Source organism: Arthrobacter sp. Y3222053 (assembly GCF_059092805.1).
Genome location: NZ_JBNHIA010000007.1, coordinates 50,256 through 68,410 on the forward strand (window position 1 = coordinate 50,256; position 18,155 = coordinate 68,410).

The window sequence follows — 18,155 nt, forward strand, 5'->3', positions numbered from 1 at the left end:
CACCGGTTCAGTCGTTGATCAGTGCCGGCCCCGGCAATCGGGAGCCGTGTTTTTCCACGTTACCGGCAGGGCCGGACGCTGTCCCGTCCCGCACCGCCCGTTCGCTGAGGGCAAAGGCCGCGGCGGTGCAGGCTGCGGCAGCCTCCTGGCGTAGCCTAGTGCAGTCAGTTCGAGGCCTTTCCGGCCTCCGCCGGAAACGAAAGCTGGATCCTTGAGCACTCCCGACACCCTGCCCTCCCGGCGCCCGGCCCGGTTCGAAGGTCCGCGCCGCCGTACGCTGCTGGTGTCCGGCCTGCTGGCCGGCGGGCTGGCTCTGGCCGGCCTGCTGCTCCCGGCTCCGTACGTGGTGGAGTCTCCGGGCCCGACCTTCAATACCATCGGCGAGGTCGACGGACAGTCCCTCATCAGCATCGAGGGAGAACGCACGTATCCCGTCAGCGGCCGGCTGGACCTGACCACCGTGTACGTCACCGGTGCGCCGAACGGCGTCGGGTCCCTTGACGCGGTCGGTTCCTGGCTCGATCCGGAATCGACGGTGCTGCCCCTCGACCTGGTCTATCCCCCCGGCACCACCGCCGAGGAAGTGGACGAGGAAAATGCGGCCGCCATGACGTCCTCGCAGGAGGCCGCCGTCGCCGCTGCCCTGCGCGAGCTGGGCATTGATTTCACGGAGGAGCTGGCGGTCGCCGGCATCGTTCCGGAGTCGGCCGCCGAAGGCCGGCTCCGCGAAGGGGACATCCTCCTCACCGTCGACGGTGAGGAAGTGGACGGGCTCGGGAACCTCCGCGAGGTGCTCAACGCCGGAGGGGGAGAGGCAGCCGGGATCACCGTGCGGCGCTCCGGCTCCGAGACGGACGTGGAGGTGGTGCCCACCGAAGGCGAGAACGGCAACTACCAGCTCGGGGTCTTCCTGAGCACCAGCTTCGATTTCCCGTTCGAGGTGTCCATCGCCCTGGAAAGCGTCGGCGGTCCCTCCGCCGGCCTCATGTTCGCCCTGGGCATCATCGACCGCCTCGACGAGGAGGACCTGACCGGCGGGCGGCACTTTGCAGGGACGGGAACGATCGACTCCAGCGGCACGGTTGGGCCGATCGGCGGAATACGCCAGAAACTGACCGGAGCCGCCGACGCCGGTGCGGAGTACTTCCTGGCCCCCGCCGGCAACTGCGGGGAGGTCCTCGAAGGGGGTGTCCCCGACGGCCTTGAAGTGGTGAAGGTGGAGGACCTCGCCGGCGCCCTGGACGCCGTACGCACGCTGGGCGCCGGCGGCAGCCCGGACACCCTGCCGCGCTGCACCGATTCCTGAGTTCCCGGAGGCGCCGCAGGTGCCTCCGGCACGGCCTGCAGGACCGCCTTTTCGGCCCGCCCGACGGCGCCGCACCGTCCCCGACGCCCTCCCGGATCGGCGCCCCCGTGCAGCCGCGGGGAGGGGTCCGGCCGGGGAAGTGGCCCCGCAGGCAGCAAACAGGGCAGAATGGCATTAACGGCCCCATGTACCGGCCGGCATATTAAGGCTTTCCCGGCTGCCTTCCGGCGGTCCGGGGATCCTGTGCCCGCCGTCTGCTGCCGGCGCCGCGAGCCGACGCACCGAACGATGAGGTAACAGTGACTTCCGGACCAAACGGCCCATTTTCCCGACCAGGAACCAGCTCCCCGCCCAGCGGACGGCGGCGCAGCCCGCTGATCCCCACCCTCATCGCGGTGGCAGTGCTGGTTGTTGGCTTCGTCTACTTCACCCAGATCTATACCGATGTCCTTTGGTACAACCAGATAGGCTTCCTGGAAGTCTTCGTCACGGAGAACCTGACCCGGATCGCCCTGTTCCTGGCGGCGTTCCTGATCATGGCGGCCGCGGTGTACACGAGCATCCGGGTTGCCTACCGCTCCCGGCCGGTCTACGCCCCGGACAGCTCGCTGCAGGAGAGCCTGAGCCGCTACCAGGCGCAGCTTGAGCCAATCCGCCGGATCCTGATGATCGGCATTCCCGTGGTGGTCGGCGGCTTCGCCGGCGCCGCGGCCATGAACATGTGGCAGCAGGTGCTGCTGTTCATCCACCGGGTGGAGTTCGGCGAGACCGACCCGCAGTTCAACATGGACTACAGCTTCTACCTGAACACGCTGCCGTTCCTGGGCTTCCTCGTCGGCTTCCTGCTCAGCGTGGTCGTGATCAGCGGCATCGCCGGCCTGCTGACCCACTACCTCTACGGCGGCATCCGCCTGGAGGAAAAGGGCATCTTCGTCAGCCGCCCGGCGCGCATCCACATCGCCGTGATCGCGGCGTCGTTCCTGGTGCTGCAGGCCGCCAACTACTGGCTGGACCGCTACGCGACGCTGCAGGACACCTCGGGCAACTGGACCGGCGCGATGTACACCGACGTAGAAGCGGTGATTCCCACCCGCACCATCCTGGCGATCGCCGCCCTGATCGTGGCCGTGCTGTTCATCCTCTCCGCCTTCATCGGCCGCTGGCGCCTGCCCATCATCGGTACCGCCATGCTCATCATCACGGCCATCGTGGCGGGCGGCGTCTACCCGTGGCTGATCCAGCAGTACCAGGTCCGTCCGTCCGAGCTGGCCCTGGAGCGGCAGTACATCCAGCGCAACATCGACCTCACCCGGGTGGCCTACGGGCTGGACGACACGGAGGTCATTCCGTACAACGCCACCACCGAGGCGGCCAGCGGCGCGCTGGCCGACGACGTCGGCACCACCGAGAACGTGCGCCTGCTGGACCCGAACGTCGTCTCCGACACCTTCCGCCAGCTGCAGCAGTTCCGCCAGTACTACCAGTTCTCCGACACCCTGAGCGTGGATCGCTACAATGTTGACGGCGACGTGCAGGACACCGTCATCGCGGTGCGTGAACTGAACATGGGCGGCGTGCCCTCCGGCTGGGTCAACGAGCACGTGAACTACACCCACGGCTACGGCGTCGTCGCGGCCCGGGGCTCGACGGTGCAGCCCGACGGCAAGCCGAGCTTCATGGAGTCCGGCATTCCCTCCAGCGGCGTGCTGGGCAACTACGAGCCCCGCATCTACTTCGGTGAGCAGTCCCCGGACTACTCGGTCGTCGGCGCCCCCGAGGGCACCGATCCGGTGGAGATCGACCGGCCGCAGACCGGCAACTCCGAGGAGGAGACCCTCTACACCTACACCGGCGACGGCGGGCCCAGCGTGGGCAACCTGTTCAACCGGCTTGCCTACGCCATCAAGTTCCAGTCCACGGAGCTGCTGCTGGCCGAGAGCATCAACGAGGAATCGCAGATCCTGTACGACCGCGACCCGCGCGAACGCGTGGAGAAGGTCGCCCCGTACCTGACCGTCGATTCCAACGCCTACCCGGCCGTCGTGGACGAACGGGTGGTGTGGATGGTCGACGCCTACACCACCAGCGAGTACTTCCCGTACTCCGCGAAGCAGGAACTGCAGTCGGCCACCACCGACTCGCTGACCCCGGGCCAGATGGCCCTGCCGCCGGAGCAGGTCAACTACATCCGCAACGCGGTCAAGGCGACCGTCGACGCCTACGACGGCACCGTCACCCTGTACGCCTGGGACGACACCGACCCGCTGCTGAAGGCCTGGCAGAAGGTCTTCCCGTCCAGCCTGAAGCCGTACAGCGAAATGTCCGCGGACCTGATCGACCACGTGCGCTACCCGGAGGACCAGTTCAAGGTCCAGCGCGAGCTGCTCGGCCGCTACCACGTGACCGACGCCGACTCGTTCTACCGCAACGACGACGCGTGGTCGGTGCCGCTGGATCCGACCCAGCCGAGCGCCAACGAGAAGCAGCCCCCGTACTACCTGTCCCTGCAGATGCCGGGCCAGGAGGAGACCACCTTCTCGCTCACCTCGACCTTCATCCCGTTCGTCGCCGAGAACAGCGAAGCCCGCAACGTCCTCTACGGCTTCCTGTCCGCGGACGGCGATGCCGGTACCGGCGCCGACGGTGAAAAGGCCGAGAACTACGGTGCGCTGCGGCTGCTCTCGCTGCCGACCGACACCGCGGTGCCCGGCCCGGGCCAGGCCCAGAACCGGTTCAACTCGGATCCGACGGTCTCGAACGCCTTGAACCTGCTCCGCCAGGGCGCCTCCGAGGTCATCAACGGCAACCTGCTCAGCCTCCCCGTGGGCGGCGGCATGCTGTACGTGCAGCCGGTCTACGTCCAGTCCTCCGGCGATGCGTCCTACCCGACGCTGCAGCGCGTGCTGGTGAACTTCGGCGAGCGGGTCGGCTTCGCGCCCACCCTGGACGAGGCGTTGAACCAGGTTTTCGGCGGCGACTCCGGGGCCGTGACCGGTGATTCCGAGAACGCCGGCGAGGCCGGCACCGAAGCGGGCACCACGCCCGGCGGCGGCACCGGCACCGACCAGGAGGAGCTGTCCCGGGCCCTGTCCGACGCCGGCGCGGCTCTGCAGGAGGGCCAGGCGGCCCTGTCCGAGGGCGACTTCGCCGCCTACGGCGAAGCCCAGACCAGGCTGCAGGACGCCATCCGCAGGGCCACCGAGGCACAGGACCGGATCGACGGCGCCGACGGCGCCACCGCGCCGGAGACCGGTGACGGCGGCACCGACACCGGCGGCGACCCGGACGAGGGCTAGGACCGATTTGCGGCTTCACCCCGCGGCGGCTAAGGTAATTCAAGCGCCGCGGGGTGGAGCAGTTCGGTAGCTCGCTGGGCTCATAACCCAGAGGTCGCAAGTTCAAATCTTGCCCCCGCAACCAAGAGAAAGGCCCCGTCCGGCATCAGCCGGACGGGGCCTTTCACTGTCTGCGGCAGCACCTCAACAGTGCTGCCGCAGACGCCGGGCGTCAGCCCTGGCCGATGGCATTCTGGTTCGAGCCGCCGGACTTCAGGGCAGCCAGCCGGGCCTCGACCTCGCTCTGCTCGCCGAGATCCTCCAGGGACTCGAACTGGGCATCCAGGCTGGAGGCGGCCAGCTCGTTGGCACCGCGGACCCGGGCCTCTTCACGGCGGATCTTCTCCTCGAAGCGGCCGACCTCCGAGGTGGGATCCATCATGTTGATGCTCTTCATTGCGTCGTGCATCTGGTTCTGCGCCGCAGCGTTGCGGGAGCGGGCGATCAGCTCGTTGCGCTTGCTGGTCAGCTCGTTCAGCTTGCCCTTCATCTGGTCCAGGCCGGTCTTGAGCCGCTCAACGATCTCCTCCTGGGAAGCGATCGTGGGCTCGGCGCCGCGTGCCTCGTTCTCAGCGGCCATCTGGCGCTGGATCGCAACCTTGGCCAGGTTGTCGAACTTCTCGGCGTCGGCCGTGTTGCCGGCAGCACGGTACTCGTCGGCCTTCCGGGAGGCGGCGAGGGCCTTGTTGCCCCAGTTGCGGGCGTTCTGCAGGTCCTCGTTGTGGTCATCCTGCAGCATGCGCAGGTTGCCGATGGTCTGGGCGACCGCGCTCTCGGCCTCGGCAATGTTGTTGCTGTAGTCACGGACCATCTGGTCCAGCATCTTCTGCGGATCCTCCGCAGAGTCGAGGAGGGCGTTGATGTTCGCCTTCGCCAACTGGGTAATCCGCCCGAAAATCGACTGCTTAACCATCGTTTCTGCCTTTCACTGTGCCTCGTTGTGGGTCGAAAACTGTGGGAATGAGCCGCCGGCCGGGCCGGCTAGAAGTTGCCGCCGAAGCCGCCGAAGTCCCCTCCGCCGCCTCCGTCGCCGAAGCCGCCGAAACCTCCGCCGCCCCAGCCGCCGCCTCCGCCGCGCAGGATGGAGTCGATGAGGATGCCGCCGAGGATGGCGCCGCCGAGGCCGCTGCCCCCGCCGCGGCCGCCGAACCCGCCGCCGAAGCCCCCGCCGCCGTAGCCGCCGAAGCCGTCGACGTCCTGCTGCGCCATCTCGGCGGCCTGGGCCGCCATCACGTCGGCCTGCTGGGCGTAGGACAGTGCGGAGACCGGGTCGGAGGACTGCAGGGCCACGGCCTGCTGCAGGTGGCGCTCGGCCTCGGCCAGCCGGGTGCGGGCCTCGCTGCCCACCCCGCCGCGCCGTGCGCGGATGTAGTCGCTGGTGCCGGAGATCTGCGCCTGGGCGGACATCAGGGCGTGGGAGAGGGCCTCACGTGCCCGCCGTTCCTGGTCCTGGCGGTCCCGGATGCCGGCGAGGGCCGAGTCGAGCTGGCCGTTGGCCTGCTCCACGCGGCGCAGCAGGGACACCGGATCGATCCGGCCGTCCGCCGAATCCTCCTCGACGGTCTGCAGGGCGGCCTCGACTGCGGCGATCGGACCGGCGAGCGCCGGCTGGCCCCCGCGGTCCCGCAGCGCCCGGGCCTGGGCAAGGTCCTGCCGGGCATCGGCGATGGCGGTGCGCAGCTCGTCCCGGGCGGCATCGAGGTCCCGCCCGGTCCGCTCGATGGCATCCAGCAGCAGGTTGGCCTGGTGCACGCTTTCCTCGGCGGCCCGGACAGCGACGACGGCGGCGGAGGAATCGGAGGCGGCCAGCTTTTCCTCGGCCTGCGCGGCGGCTTCGCCCACGAACTCCAGCCGCTGGGCGGCCTGGTCGGTGTTGTCGCTGATCTGGGCCAGCGCGCTGTCCGAGTAGCGCGAACGCAGCTGGGCCAGGGACTCGGAAGCACGGTCCAGGCGCCGTTGGGCTTCGGCGGCCGAGGCGCGGGCGGCGTCGAGGGCCTGCGGTGCCGTGCGTTCGAGTTCGCGCAGCGAATCGAAATCGGCCTTGTGGGCCTGCAGCGATTCGTTGACCTGCTCGCAGCGGCGGATGATGTCCTTAAGCCAGGTCCGCTGCTGCTCCTCGGTGTCGGGGATGTGGTCATCGAGCTGCTGCTGAAGCTTGAAGCTCTCCGCCATGTGCTGCTGCGCTGCGGCCAGGTCGTCCTTGAACGTGCGCACGGCGTCGGAACCGTACTGAACCTCGGCGAAGGCCAGTTCCTGCTCGCTGGACTTGATTGCGTCGTCGGCGGCGATCAGGAGGCTTCCGGCCCGCTTGCGCAGGTCCGGGATGCTGACGCTGTCGAGGGGGTCCGGGGCCTGCACCTGTCCGCGGGGCTGCGGGCCGCGGGCAACCTGCCGCTGCCCGCCCCTGCCCCGGCGGATGAACATGAAGGCGGCAACTCCGCCCAGGACGACGGCGGTGAACAGCACGAGCAGCGGCACCATGGAAGATCCTCCGGTTGAGTTGTTGCCGCTGCCTGCGCTCCGGCCCGAGCCCAGGGCTTCGGCGGCGTTCACTGCGGACTCGGCCCAGTCGGCCGATGAGGGGTCGCTGTTGCCCATGAGGGGCTCGACGGCGGCGTTGTAGACCGCCTCCTGGCGGGCATCGTCGATGCGGCTGTCGTCGCGGACGGCGACCTGGAGGTTGCGCTGCTCCGTGGCGACTGCGACCAGGGCCTCCCGGGGGCCCATGTTCTTGGCGGTGACGACGTCCTGTGCCCACGCCTCGGCGTCGGAGGGCGAAGTGAAGGAATCGACGTACACGACGTAGAGCGTGTACCCGCTCTCGGACCGGACCTCGTCGATCGCGTCGGCCACCCGGGAGGCGTCGCCGCCGAGCACGCCGCTGTCATCAACCACGTACTGTCCGGGCGGAATCGTCACCGGAGGCTCGGCATGGGCGGCGGCTGCGGGCCACACCGCCGCCGCGCTCAACATCAGCACGGCTGTCAGCCGCGTGGTCCTCAACCGCATCTATCCAACCCCTGGTTCCGTATGTTCCACGTCCGGCCGATCCGGGTGCAGCGGCAGCGGAGCCGATGCGCCGCTGCGGGCCCTGTGCCCCGATTCTATGGTCCGGCCCTGAGGCCAGTCCACCACGGAAAACTGGGCGTTGCCCGGATGACGTGCACCGACGCCGGCGGTCCGGACCCCTGGGACCACCCCGGGCACCGCCTCCTTTCCTCCCAGCGCCAAGGAGGCTCCCTGCCGGTTCCCAGCAGATGTCCAGCGTTCATAGAATGGAGACACAGGAACCCCTGCGATAGTGAGGAGGCGCCCTACGGGCGCTCCGACCTCAGAAAGGACGACCACACATGTCTGAGCATTTCGGGGGTACCGAAGGACCGCAGCGCCCGCTGCCTCCGCGTCCGCCGGCCCCGCCGTCGGGCGGCGCTTCCGCCAACGGACCGGCGGCGGACACCGGCGTCCAGCCTGCGGAGAACGCGGAGTCCGGCGGATCCCACGCCGCGCCGCAGGATACGGCCCGCGGCTACGGGGCCGCGCCGTATGCTGGCACTCCGTACGGCACCGCCTACAACGGGACCGGCTCCTACGGCACCGGCCCGGCGGACCCGTACGCCTCCGGTGCCGGCAGCCCGAACCCGGGCGGCTCCGGTGACGGGCCGGCACCCTACGGCGGTTTTGGCCAGGCCCCCGGAGCAGCTCCGGCAGCTGCCGGCCGACGCCGGCACGGCACCGGAACCCTCGTCTCGGCGATGCTGATCGCCGGCCTGCTCGGCGGCGCAGTGGCCGTGGGAGCCGACGCGGTGCTGGACAACGGTGACGTCACCGCAGGCACCACCGGCCAGGAACGGTCGGTCATCGTGAACAACGAAGACAGCGTCAACGCGGTCACCGCCGCCGCCGTCAAGGCCTCGCCCAGCGTCGTCACCCTCGACGTCTCCGCCGGCGGCGCCAGCGGCACCGGTTCCGGCATCATCCTGGATACCGACGGGCACATCCTGACCAACACCCACGTGGTGACCCTCGGCGGGACGGCCGCGGACCCCTCTGTTTCCGTCCAGCTCAACGACGGGCGGGTCTTCCAGGCCACCGTGGTCGGCACCGACCCGCTCTCGGACCTGGCGGTCGTCAAGGTCGACGCCGACGGGCTGACCGCCGCCGAGCTGGGCAGCTCCGATGACCTCAATGTCGGGGACCGGGTGATCGCCATCGGTTCGCCGCTGGGCCTCGCCGGGACCGTGACCGACGGGATCGTCTCCACCCTGGACCGCACCATCAGCGTTCAGTCCTCGGCCGCCCCCGAGGACGGCACGGACACCTCCGAGCAGGCACCCGACGACGAGAACTGGTTCCGGTTCGCTCCGCCGGACGGCTCCAGCGAGAACCAGAGCACCGCGTCAAGCTCCATTTTCCTCAACGTGATCCAGACCGACGCCGCGATCAACCACGGCAACTCCGGCGGGGCCCTGGTCAACACTTCCGGGCAGATCATCGGCGTCAACGTGGCCATCGCCTCGGCGTCCAGCAGCTCCGCCAGCGAGGAGGGCGGCAACATCGGCGTCGGCTTCTCGATTCCGATCAGCTACGCCCAGCGGGTCGCCGAGGAAATCATCGAGACCGGCTCCGCCAGCCACGGATTCCTGGGAGTGACGGTGCAGCCGGCGACGGCGAGCGACACGTCCTCGTTCACCGTGGGCGCGGAGGTCGCCGAGACCGTGCCGGACTCCCCGGGGGCCCGGGCGGGGCTGCGTCCCGGCGACGTGGTCACCGCCGTCGACGGCATTCCGGTCACCGACGCGCAGGCCCTCACTGCGGCCGTGCGCATGCAGCCGGCCGGGGCCAAGGTGAGCATCGACTTCACCCGGGACGGGCAGCCGCAGACTGCCGAGGTCACCCTCGGAGACTCCGCGGACCAGTAGGGCCCGCGCCCGCGCCAAGCCGCCCCTGCCCGCCGGAACCGGCGGGCAGGGGCGGCTCACGTGTGATTAGCTTAAACCCGGGTCCGCCGCCGGTCGGGCCGCCCGCCGGACACCCCGGCCGGGAACCGCTGAGAAGGAAAGGCCGGGATGCAGCAGCCAGCCACCACCCCGCTGAACATTGTCGTCTTGGTCAAGCACGTCCCCGACGCACAGTTCGACCGCCACCTGACCGGGCCCGGCCATACCCTGGACCGGTCCGAGAGCATCCTTTCCGAGCTGGACGAATACGCGATCGAGGCAGCCCTGCAGCTGGCCGAGGCACGCGGCGGAGAGGCCGCGGGAAACCGGGTCACCGCGCTGGCCATGGGCCCCGCCCCGGCGGCCAACGCCGTGCGCAAGGCCCTGCAGATCGGCGCCTACGCCGGCGTGCACCTCACGGACGAGGCCCTGGCCGGGTCCGACGCCGCGGCGACCTCCCTGGCGCTCGCCGCAGCGATCAGGCACCTGGGCGAGCCCGACCTCATCATCACCGGCATGTCCTCCACCGACGGTGAAACCTCCCTGGTGCCGGCCCAGCTCGCCGAACGGCTGGGCGTCGCCCAGCTGACCTTCGCCGCCGAGCTGGAGCTGGACGGCGACGTCGTGCGGGTCCGCCGCGACGGCGACTCCTTCTCCGAACGCCTTGAGGCGCCGCTGCCGGCGCTCGTCTCAGTCACCGACCAGGCCAACGACCCCCGGTACCCCAACTTCAAGGGCATCATGGCGGCGAAGAAGAAGCCGGTGACCGTCCTGTCCCTGGCCGACATCGGGCTTGCCCCGGAGCAGGTCGGCGCCGCAGGTTCCTGGACCGAGGTCGCCGCGGCGGCCCCGCGTCCGCCGCGCGGACAGGGCACCGTCATCAGCGACACCGGCGATGCCGGCGTGCAGCTGGTCGACTTCCTGGCCGCCCAGAAGCTTCTCTAGCCCTTCCCGCCGGGCCTGCCGCAGCAGCGGCGCAGGCACCGCACCGCACCGAATAGGAGAGTCCATGGCGTCCGTCCTGGTCTTTGTCGATGTTTCCTCCGCTGAGCCGACACGCGCCGCGCGGGAGCTGCTGGCCATCGCCGGCACCCTGGGTGAGCCGGTGGTCGCCTGCCCCCACCCCGTCTCCGACGAGGCCGCCGGGGCGCTGGGACGGCTGGGCGTGGCCGAGGTGCTCGAGCCCGCCGCCGAGCTGCCCGACGTCCTGGTCGCCGCCAAGGCCGCCTTCCTCGCCGCGGCCGTGGAGGCGGCGCAGCCGGGCGCGGTGCTGCTGGGCAACTCCTTCGAAGACCGCGAGATCGCCGCCCGCGCTGCTGTCCGGCTCGGTTCCGGCGTCGTCACCGACGCCGTGGCCGTGGCCCCGGACCTCTCCGTCACGAAGTCGGTCCTGGCCGGCGCCTACACCTCCACCTGCCGGGTGCGCTCCGGGGTGCCGATCATCACCGTCAAGGCCAACAGCGCCGAACCGGCCGAGCCCGCCGACGGGGCTCCCGCAGCCCGGCGCAGCGTCGAGCCGCAGCCGGTGCCGGCCGCGGCCCGGGTCACAGAGCGCTCGGGCCGGATCTCCACCGGCCGCCCCGACCTCGCCGAAGCCCGCGTGATCGTGGCCGGAGGCCGCGGCGTCGACGGCGACTTCGGCCCGCTGGAGGAACTCGCCGATCTGCTCGGGGGAGCGGTGGGTGCCTCCCGCGCCGCCACCGATGCAGGCTGGATCGAACACTCCGCCCAGGTGGGGCAGACCGGCAAGACGGTTTCCCCGCAGCTGTACATCTCCGCCGGCATCTCCGGGGCCATCCAGCAAAAGGCCGGCATGCAGACCTCCAAGGTGATCGTGGCGGTCAACAAGGACGCCGACGCCCCGGTCTTCGAGATCGCCGACTTCGGCGTGGTCGGTGACCTGTTCAAGGTGCTGCCCCAGGCCGCCGAGGAGATCCGGAAGCGCCGCTCATGACCGGCCCGGCCGCGGTGCCGCGGCGGGTGCTGGCCTTCGCGGCCCACCCCGACGACGTCGACTTCGGCGCCGCCGGCACGGTGGCCGCCTGGGCCGTAGCCGGCGCGCAGGTGACGTACTGCGTGATGACCGCCGGCGACGCCGGCGGGTTCGAGCCGGGAGACCGTGACGCGGTGCCGGACCTGCGCAGCGCCGAGCAGCGTGCCGCCGCCGAGCTGGTCGGCGTGCATGATGTCCGGTTCCTCGGCGAAAGGGACGGCTACCTGGAGCCCAGCCACCGGGTCATTTCACAGGCCGTGGCGCTGATCCGCGAGGTGCGCCCCGACGTCGTGCTCTCCATGCATCCAGAGCGCAACTGGGACCGCATCCAGGCCTCGCATCCGGACCATCTGGCCTGCGGCGAGATCGTGACCCGTGCCGTGTATCCGGCGGCGGAGAACCCCTTCGCCTACCCGGAGCTGGCGGAGGCGGGCCTGGCGGCCTGGAAAGTGCCGTGGCTGTGGTTCTACGGCGCGCCGCGGGAGCGGGAAAACCGTGCGGTCGACGTCACGGACACGGTGGAGCGGAAGCTGGCGGCCATCCGCCTGCACGCCAGCCAGCATCCGGACCTGGCGCACATGGAGGCTTCGGTGCGCGGGTTCCTGCAGGACAACGCCGCCCGCCACGGGCTTCCGCCCGGCCGCAGCGCGGAGGTCTTCCACGCCGTGGGCGTCAACACCCCGGACACCATCGCCGGGTTCTGACCCCGTCCCTACCCGGGCGGGGACCACGCCGTCGCAGCTGAGCAGCCCGGTGCGATCCGCACCGGTCAGGCCGGGCGGCGTCCGACGGCGAGCAGGCTGTCGGCGTTGAACGCGAACTCCGCGCCCAGCTCACCCAGCAGCCGGGTACGCACCCGCTCCACGGCGGCCGGATCCGCCGGCAGCAGCCTCCGCAGGTCCGAGCCCAGCACCAGGGACCAGGCCAGCTCGGGGGTCAGCTGGACGGTAGCCGGAACGGACTGCACCTGAACCTGTTCCAGGCCCAGGTCTGTGAGCCAGTCCCGCAGCCGATCCGGGGTGTTCAGCCTGGCGATCCGCTCGGCCAGCTCCCCGGCAGGGCCCGGATCGGCGCCCTCGGCGGCGCAGGCCTCGGCCAGGAGCGGTCCGAAGGGAATCAGGGCGCCGTCGGCCCAGGTGCTCAGCGCGAGCGTTCCGCCCGCCCGCAGCATCGCGACCAGGCGGGCGGCTCCCGCATCGAGGTCAGCCAGCCCGTACACCGTGTAGGCCGCGAGCACCACGTCGTACGGTTCGGCGGGCTCCCACTGCATCGGGTCGGCCGCGTGCAGCCGGACCGTGTCCAGGTTCAGGGTCTGCGCCTTGGCTCCGGCTGCCTCAAGCATGGCGTCGGAGCGGTCCAGGCCGTCCACGTATCCGTCCGGGCCGGCGGTCTGTGCCGCCGGAATCGTCGCTGCACCGGTGCCGCAGCCGACGTCGAGCACCCTGTCGCCCAGGCCCACCTCCGCCGCCGCGACGAGGGCGTTGCCGACGGGATTCCACAGCGAGGGGGCCAGCCGTTCGAAGTGTTCCGCGTCTTCGCGGAAGGCTGATCCGGTGGGGGGCAGGGGCATGGACGCTCCTTAGAGCTTGGCGCCGGGGAAGCCGTGCTGGCGCCAGGCTTCGTAGACGGCGATCGAGGCGGAATTGGCGAGGTTCAACGAGCGCAGCGAGGGCAGCATGGGCAGGCGTACCCGCGCCGTGATGTGCGGATCGTGCTTGACCTCCTCCGGGAGGCCGACCGATTCCCGGCCGAACATCAGCACGTCGCCGGGCTGATAGGCGATGTCGGTGTAGGAGGCCTCGCCGTCGGTGGTGAAGGCGTAGACGCGTTCGGGTTCCAGCGCCTTCCACGCCGTCTCGAGGTCCGGGTGCACGTGCAGGACGGCCAGGTCATGGTAGTCGAGGCCGGCGCGGCGGAGCTTGGCGTCGCTCAGGTCGAAGCCCAGCGGCTCCACCAGGTGCAGCTCGGCGCCGGTGATGGCGGCCAGGCGGATCGCGTTGCCGGTGTTGCCCGGAATTTCAGGCGTGTGGAAGAGGATGCGGAACACTCCTCCATCCTATGCCAGCGGCGGTTTGGGTCAGCGGTCCGCAGCCTCGATCAGTGCGCCCAGGACCGGCAGGCGGACGACGGCGGGCTGCGGGCCGTCGCTGAAGAAGCGTCGCAGGGCCCGGCCCAGGGTACCGGCATTGACCGGACGTACATCGGCGGGAGCGGACCTCGGGGTTCCGGCGGCCTGCGGGGGATAGTCGATCACCGGTTCAAAGGGGTTGCCCCGCGGATCGTGGAGCACCAGCCAGCCCGCGACGTTGAACTCGCCAAACCGCGCCTGCAGGGTCCGCACCGCCTCGGGCAGATGCTGCAGGCCCGGGCTCCGACCGGTGCTGCGCAGCTGGCGGCCGTCCCACCGGTAGTGCCGGGAGGAGGCCAGGGCGGAGTCGATCACCGCCATCCGGTATCCGCCGATCACCACGTGGCCGATCTCCAACGTGCCTCCGCGGGGCCCGGTGTCCGGGATCCGGAGGCCGCTGATCAGCCGGGCGGACGGGTAGTCCGGCAGCAGGACCTGCTCCAGCAGGGCGACCGTGCGCTGCTCGGCCTCCCACCTGGATCCGGCGGCGCCCATCCGCTGCAGCACGCCCGGCCGGCGGGGTTCTCCGTGCACCTGCCGGCCCGCCAGCGTCAGCGGCAGGACCGGAGGCTGCGAGGGCGAGAAATCCGGGCTGAACTGCGGCGGCCGGTTCAACACTTCAGCCGGCGAGGCGACGGGGCCGGCGCCCGGGTGCGCTGCCGTGCCGGCGGCCCGGGCCGGGTGAGGTTCGTCTCCCGCCCCGCGGCCCAGCCGGCGGTCGTACTCGGCGCGCCGCCCCGGATCGGAGAGCACCTCGTACGCCTCGGCGGCCTGGTGGAAGCGGGCGTCGCTGCCGCCCCGGTCCGGGTGGAAATCACGGGCAGCGCGGCGCCAGGCAGCCTTGATCTCGGCGGCGGTGGCGGTGGGGGCCAGCCCGAGGACGTCGTAGTGGGTCCTGCCTGACGGGCTCACGCGGGTCCTTTCCAGAAGGCGGGCTGTCCGGGCCGGTGGAAGCCTGCGGCATCGGCCCGCCGTAAAAGCTGGGTCAATTGTAGCGGCGGCCCGGGGGGACAGGCGGCCATGGACTGCGGCTAGAATTATCGGGTGCCCGTGTACCTTGACCACGCGGCGACCACGCCGATCTCGGCCTCGGCCCTCGCCGCCCTCACCCACGAACTGAGCCGCAGCGGCAATCCGTCCTCGCTGCACGGCTCCGGCCGGCGTGCCCGGATGGTGGTGGAGGAGTCCCGTGAGATCCTCGCCGCCGCACTGGACTGCCACCCGTCCGAGGTCATCTTCACCTCCGGCGGCACCGAGGCGGACAACCTCGCGGTCAAGGGCCTCTACTGGGCCCGGCGGGCCGAGGACCCGTGGCGCACCCGGATCCTGTGCGCTGGAATCGAGCACCACGCCGTCCTGGACACGGTCGAGTGGCTGCAGAAGCACGAAGGCGCCGAGGTCGTCTGGCTTCCCGTGGACGGCGAGGGATTCGTCGATCTCGAGGCCGTCCGCCGGGAGCTGGCCGAGCACGCCGACAGCACGGCGCTGCTCACGGCGATGTGGGCCAACAACGAGGTGGGCACCGTCCAGGACATCGCCGCCCTCGCCGGGATCGCCGCCGGGTACGGCGTGCCGATGCACTCGGACGCCGTGCAGGCGTTCGGCGCCGTGCCCGTTTCCTTCCGCGGCTCCGGGCTGGCGACCATGGCGGTCAGCGGCCACAAGATCGGCGCGCCGGTGGGCATCGGGGCGCTCGTGGTCGGCCGCGCCGTGAAGCTCACCCCGGTGCTGCACGGCGGCGGTCAGGAGCGCGACATCCGCTCCGGCACCCTGGACACTCCGGGCACCGCCGCGTTCGCCGCCGCGGCCCGGGAGGCCGTCGCGCGCCTGCCCGAGGAAGGGGCCCGGCTGCGGGCGCTCCGCGACGCGCTGATCGCCGGCGTCGAACGCGCCGCGCCGGACGCCGTGCTGCGGGGCCCGCGGGACGCCGACGGCGCCGGTACCAGGCTGCCCGGCAACGCCCACTTCACCTTCCCCGGCTGCGAGGGCGACTCGCTGCTCTTCCTGCTCGACGCCGCCGGCATTGAATCCTCCACCGGTTCGGCCTGCACGGCCGGCGTGCCGCGCCCGTCGCACGTCCTGCTGGCCATGGGGCTGAGCGAAACCGAGGCCCGCGGCGCGCAGCGGTTCAGCCTCGGGCATACATCCGGGCCGGGCGACGTTGACGCACTGGTGGCCGCCCTGCCCGAAGCGCACGGGCGGGCGAAGAAGGCCGGACTTTCCGGCCATGCAAGCAGCATCCAAACGGCAGGGACAGGTTTTACGGCATGAAGGTATTGGCAGCAATGAGCGGCGGGGTGGACTCCGCCGTCGCCGCCGCCCGGGCGGTCGACGCCGGGCACGACGTCGTCGGGGTGCACCTGGCGCTCTCCCGCATGCCGGGAACCCTGCGCACCGGCAGCCGCGGCTGCTGCACCATCGAGGACTCCAGGGACGCCTGGCGCGCCTGCGACATCCTGGGCATCCCCTACTACGTCTGGGACTTCTCCGAACGGTTCAAGGAAGACGTCGTGGACGACTTCGTGGCCGAATACGCGGCGGGGCGCACCCCCAACCCCTGCATGCGCTGCAATGAGCGGATCAAGTTCGCCGCCCTGCTGGAAAAGGCCCTCGCCCTGGGGTTCGACGCCGTGTGCACCGGCCACTACGCCAAGGTCATCACCGACGCCGACGGCAACCCCGAGCTGCACCGCGCCGCGGACTGGGCCAAGGACCAGTCCTACGTGCTCGGTGTGCTCACCCATGAGCAGCTGCGGCACGCCATGTTCCCGCTGGCCGAGACCCCCTCCAAGGCCGAGGTCCGTGCCGAAGCCGAGCGGCGCGGCCTGTCGGTGGCGAACAAGCCCGACTCCCACGACATCTGCTTCATTCCCGACGGTGACACGCGCGGCTGGCTCGAGGAACGCATCGAGATGAGCGAGGGCGAGATCGTGGGGCCCGACGGCGAGAAGCTGGGCACCCACCCCGGCGCGAACGCCTTCACCGTCGGCCAGCGCCGCGGCCTGAAGCTCGGCCGCCCGGCCGCTGACGGCAAGCCCCGCTTCGTGCTGGAGATCCGGCCCAAGGAGAACAAGGTGGTGGTCGGTCCCGAGCAGCTGCTGAACATCGACCAGATGCGCGGCATCAAGGTCTCCTGGGCCGGCCTTCCGATTCCCGCCGTCGACGCCGGCGAACGGTTCGACTGCATGGTCCAGGTCCGCGCGCACGGGGATCCGGAGGCCGCCGTGGCCTGGATGGAGCCGTCCACGGATCCGGAGGCACCGGCGGAGCTGGTGGTGCGGCTGACCGAACCGATGCGCGGCGTCGCGCCGGGCCAGACCATGGTGCTCTACCAGGGCACCCGGGTGCTCGGGCAGGCGACCATCGACTCGGCCCGCTCGCTCGAGTGGGACCCCGCGGCCGTTTCCTGACCCGGGCGTCCCCGGCCCGGCAGGCGCGGAGAACAGTGACTCCCACCTGCCGCGGATCCTGAGGTCATGGGGCCCGGCTCGACGGCGGCCGATCAACGACGCGTCATGTGCGCAGCTGGCGGATGGCGCTTGAGCCGCTGCAGGAGCAGCAGCGTCGCGGCGGGCCCGATCACCGGAAGCAGGAGGCAGACGGCAAGCAGGCCCAGCCGTTCAGGACCGCTCACGAGCCGGCTGTACGCCAGGGCGATCACCGCCCAGATCAGCAGGGCCATGATCAGGAACCCGACGCCGCCGACCAGCACCTCCCACAGCGAGGGGATCAGGGGATTGGCGCCGCTTCCCATGCCGTGCTCCTTCCGCCGAGCGGGACCCGGCGCCGTCCGGCGCCTCCCGCGTGGATGGCCCATACTCTGCCACACCACTGCTGCAGGGCGTCCCTCAACGCTCTGTCGTGCGGTCAGCCCGGGACGTCGAAGCCTGCCTCCTGCAGCCACCTGGCCTGCCCGCTGCCCGGCTCCAGGGCCCGGCCGGCGGTGAAGACGACCCGGGCGTTCTCCGGCGTCCGGATCTCCAGGTCCACGGTGTTCCAGGCGGTGGGCCGGGGGCCGGCGGTGCAGCCGGGAACCAGCTCGCTGCAGGCCGCCGCGACGGCCTCGATCTCATCCAGCACGCAGGCGTAGCTCACGGTGGCGGCGGGCGCCTCGGCCGCAGGTACGCCCGGCACCAGGAGGGCATCCTGGAAGGCCCAGCGGCGCACGTGGGTGAGCTGTCCAGGAATGGTGAACAGGTCGATGAACCCCAGGCCGCGGGTCCAGAAATCGACGGACGCGGCCAGATCGGCGGTGGGCAGGGTGACAAACATGGGCATGCCGTAGATGCCGCGGTAGATCTCCGGAGCCGTGGCTCCGGGGCCGGGCGGAGGAACCGGACTGACAGAGAAGGCGTCGAAGTTTTCGCTCATGCCCGCCATTGTTCACCTTGCCGCAGCGGCAACCGCAAGCCCCGGCCGGCACCCGCGGGCCGTAACCTGGTCCGCGGCGCCGGAG

Annotated in this window: 15 protein-coding genes and 1 tRNA gene; 9 read left to right on the plus strand and 7 right to left on the minus strand. The window is 71.0% G+C overall.

What is annotated here, in order from left to right:
- The first annotated feature begins 211 nt into the window (after window positions 1–211).
- The 3 genes from AC5RUW_RS15195 to AC5RUW_RS15205 all read left to right on the plus strand — a co-directional run bounded on the left by AC5RUW_RS15195 (window position 212) and on the right by AC5RUW_RS15205 (window position 4,726).
- The gene (locus AC5RUW_RS15195; RefSeq protein ID WP_494161457.1) at window positions 212–1,306 is read left to right on the plus strand and encodes a YlbL family protein; all 1,095 of its coding nucleotides are present in this window, start codon (window positions 212–214) and stop codon (window positions 1,304–1,306) included.
- A gap of 299 nt (window positions 1,307–1,605) precedes the next feature.
- Window positions 1,606–4,602, plus strand: coding sequence for a UPF0182 family membrane protein (locus tag AC5RUW_RS15200; protein WP_494161458.1), 2,997 nt, complete (start codon window positions 1,606–1,608; stop codon window positions 4,600–4,602).
- Window positions 4,603–4,649: 47 nt separating this feature from the next.
- A tRNA-Met gene (locus tag AC5RUW_RS15205) sits at window positions 4,650–4,726 on the plus strand.
- 87 nt (window positions 4,727–4,813) lie between these two features.
- Here AC5RUW_RS15205 and AC5RUW_RS15210 read toward each other — a convergent pair.
- Together AC5RUW_RS15210 and AC5RUW_RS15215 are read right to left on the minus strand one after the other, a co-directional pair.
- Complete coding sequence (locus tag AC5RUW_RS15210; protein WP_494005436.1) at window positions 4,814–5,554, minus strand: PspA/IM30 family protein; 741 nt, start codon at window positions 5,552–5,554, stop codon at window positions 4,814–4,816.
- A gap of 68 nt (window positions 5,555–5,622) precedes the next feature.
- On the minus strand, window positions 5,623–7,650 hold the full coding sequence (locus AC5RUW_RS15215; RefSeq protein ID WP_494161459.1) for a TPM domain-containing protein: 2,028 nt from the start codon (window positions 7,648–7,650) through the stop codon (window positions 5,623–5,625).
- Window positions 7,651–7,991: 341 nt separating this feature from the next.
- Between AC5RUW_RS15215 and AC5RUW_RS15220 the strand changes: the two genes are divergently transcribed.
- From AC5RUW_RS15220 to AC5RUW_RS15235, 4 genes are all read left to right on the plus strand, one after another.
- Entirely contained in the window at window positions 7,992–9,560 is a 1,569-nt protein-coding gene (locus tag AC5RUW_RS15220) for a S1C family serine protease (RefSeq protein ID WP_494161460.1), read from the plus strand.
- A 147-nt stretch (window positions 9,561–9,707) separates the two neighbouring features.
- Window positions 9,708–10,523: an electron transfer flavoprotein subunit beta/FixA family protein gene (locus AC5RUW_RS15225; RefSeq protein ID WP_494161461.1), complete on the plus strand. Its 816-nt coding sequence runs from the start codon at window positions 9,708–9,710 to the stop codon at window positions 10,521–10,523.
- 64 nt (window positions 10,524–10,587) lie between these two features.
- Window positions 10,588–11,532, plus strand: a complete 945-nt coding sequence (locus AC5RUW_RS15230; protein ID WP_494161462.1) for an electron transfer flavoprotein subunit alpha/FixB family protein — start codon at window positions 10,588–10,590, stop codon at window positions 11,530–11,532.
- Complete coding sequence (locus AC5RUW_RS15235) at window positions 11,529–12,275, plus strand: PIG-L deacetylase family protein (protein ID WP_494161463.1); 747 nt, start codon at window positions 11,529–11,531, stop codon at window positions 12,273–12,275. The genes AC5RUW_RS15230 and AC5RUW_RS15235 overlap by 4 nt, the downstream gene beginning before the upstream one ends.
- Window positions 12,276–12,340: 65 nt before the next feature.
- On the opposite strand, the gene AC5RUW_RS15240 is transcribed toward AC5RUW_RS15235, so the two are convergent.
- The 3 genes from AC5RUW_RS15240 to AC5RUW_RS15250 are packed head-to-tail and all read right to left on the minus strand — an operon-like array spanning window position 12,341 to window position 14,611.
- A complete protein-coding gene (locus AC5RUW_RS15240) occupies window positions 12,341–13,141 on the minus strand; it encodes a class I SAM-dependent methyltransferase (RefSeq protein WP_494161464.1) in 801 nt (266 codons plus the stop codon).
- Between the two features lie 9 nt (window positions 13,142–13,150).
- A complete protein-coding gene (locus AC5RUW_RS15245) occupies window positions 13,151–13,618 on the minus strand; it encodes a tRNA (cytidine(34)-2'-O)-methyltransferase (protein ID WP_494005429.1) in 468 nt (155 codons plus the stop codon).
- 30 nt (window positions 13,619–13,648) lie between these two features.
- On the minus strand, window positions 13,649–14,611 hold the full coding sequence (locus tag AC5RUW_RS15250) for a J domain-containing protein (RefSeq protein WP_494161465.1): 963 nt from the start codon (window positions 14,609–14,611) through the stop codon (window positions 13,649–13,651).
- Window positions 14,612–14,743: 132 nt separating this feature from the next.
- Between AC5RUW_RS15250 and AC5RUW_RS15255 the strand changes: the two genes are divergently transcribed.
- Window positions 14,744–15,970, plus strand: coding sequence for a cysteine desulfurase family protein (locus tag AC5RUW_RS15255; RefSeq protein ID WP_494161466.1), 1,227 nt, complete (start codon window positions 14,744–14,746; stop codon window positions 15,968–15,970).
- On the plus strand, window positions 15,967–17,109 hold the full coding sequence (gene mnmA, locus AC5RUW_RS15260) for a tRNA 2-thiouridine(34) synthase MnmA (RefSeq protein ID WP_494161467.1): 1,143 nt from the start codon (window positions 15,967–15,969) through the stop codon (window positions 17,107–17,109). The genes AC5RUW_RS15255 and mnmA overlap by 4 nt, the downstream gene beginning before the upstream one ends.
- A 92-nt stretch (window positions 17,110–17,201) precedes the next feature.
- Here the strand turns inward: mnmA and AC5RUW_RS15265 are convergent, their stop codons facing one another.
- Window positions 17,202–17,453 (minus strand): hypothetical protein, encoded by a 252-nt coding sequence (locus AC5RUW_RS15265; protein WP_494161468.1) that lies wholly within the window; start codon window positions 17,451–17,453, stop codon window positions 17,202–17,204.
- Window positions 17,454–17,566: 113 nt separating this feature from the next.
- A complete protein-coding gene (locus AC5RUW_RS15270) occupies window positions 17,567–18,070 on the minus strand; it encodes a VOC family protein (RefSeq protein ID WP_494161469.1) in 504 nt (167 codons plus the stop codon).
- Window positions 18,071–18,155 lie beyond the last annotated feature (85 nt).

Bases quoted from the DNA above. Each gene is read 5' to 3' on its own strand.
- AC5RUW_RS15210 (WP_494005436.1), bottom strand. From the start codon at position 5,554: ATGGTTAAGCAGTCGATTTTCGGGCGGATTACCCAGTTGGCGAAGGCG.
- AC5RUW_RS15215 (WP_494161459.1), bottom strand. From the start codon at position 7,650: ATGCGGTTGAGGACCACGCGGCTGACAGCCGTGCTGATGTTGAGCGCG.
- AC5RUW_RS15220 (WP_494161460.1), top strand. From the start codon at position 7,992: ATGTCTGAGCATTTCGGGGGTACCGAAGGACCGCAGCGCCCGCTGCCT.
- AC5RUW_RS15225 (WP_494161461.1), top strand. From the start codon at position 9,708: ATGCAGCAGCCAGCCACCACCCCGCTGAACATTGTCGTCTTGGTCAAG.
- AC5RUW_RS15230 (WP_494161462.1), top strand. From the start codon at position 10,588: ATGGCGTCCGTCCTGGTCTTTGTCGATGTTTCCTCCGCTGAGCCGACA.
- AC5RUW_RS15235 (WP_494161463.1), top strand. From the start codon at position 11,529: ATGACCGGCCCGGCCGCGGTGCCGCGGCGGGTGCTGGCCTTCGCGGCC.
- AC5RUW_RS15240 (WP_494161464.1), bottom strand. From the start codon at position 13,141: ATGCCCCTGCCCCCCACCGGATCAGCCTTCCGCGAAGACGCGGAACAC.
- mnmA (WP_494161467.1), top strand. From the start codon at position 15,967: ATGAAGGTATTGGCAGCAATGAGCGGCGGGGTGGACTCCGCCGTCGCC.
- AC5RUW_RS15265 (WP_494161468.1), bottom strand. From the start codon at position 17,453: ATGGGAAGCGGCGCCAATCCCCTGATCCCCTCGCTGTGGGAGGTGCTG.
- AC5RUW_RS15270 (WP_494161469.1), bottom strand. From the start codon at position 18,070: ATGAGCGAAAACTTCGACGCCTTCTCTGTCAGTCCGGTTCCTCCGCCC.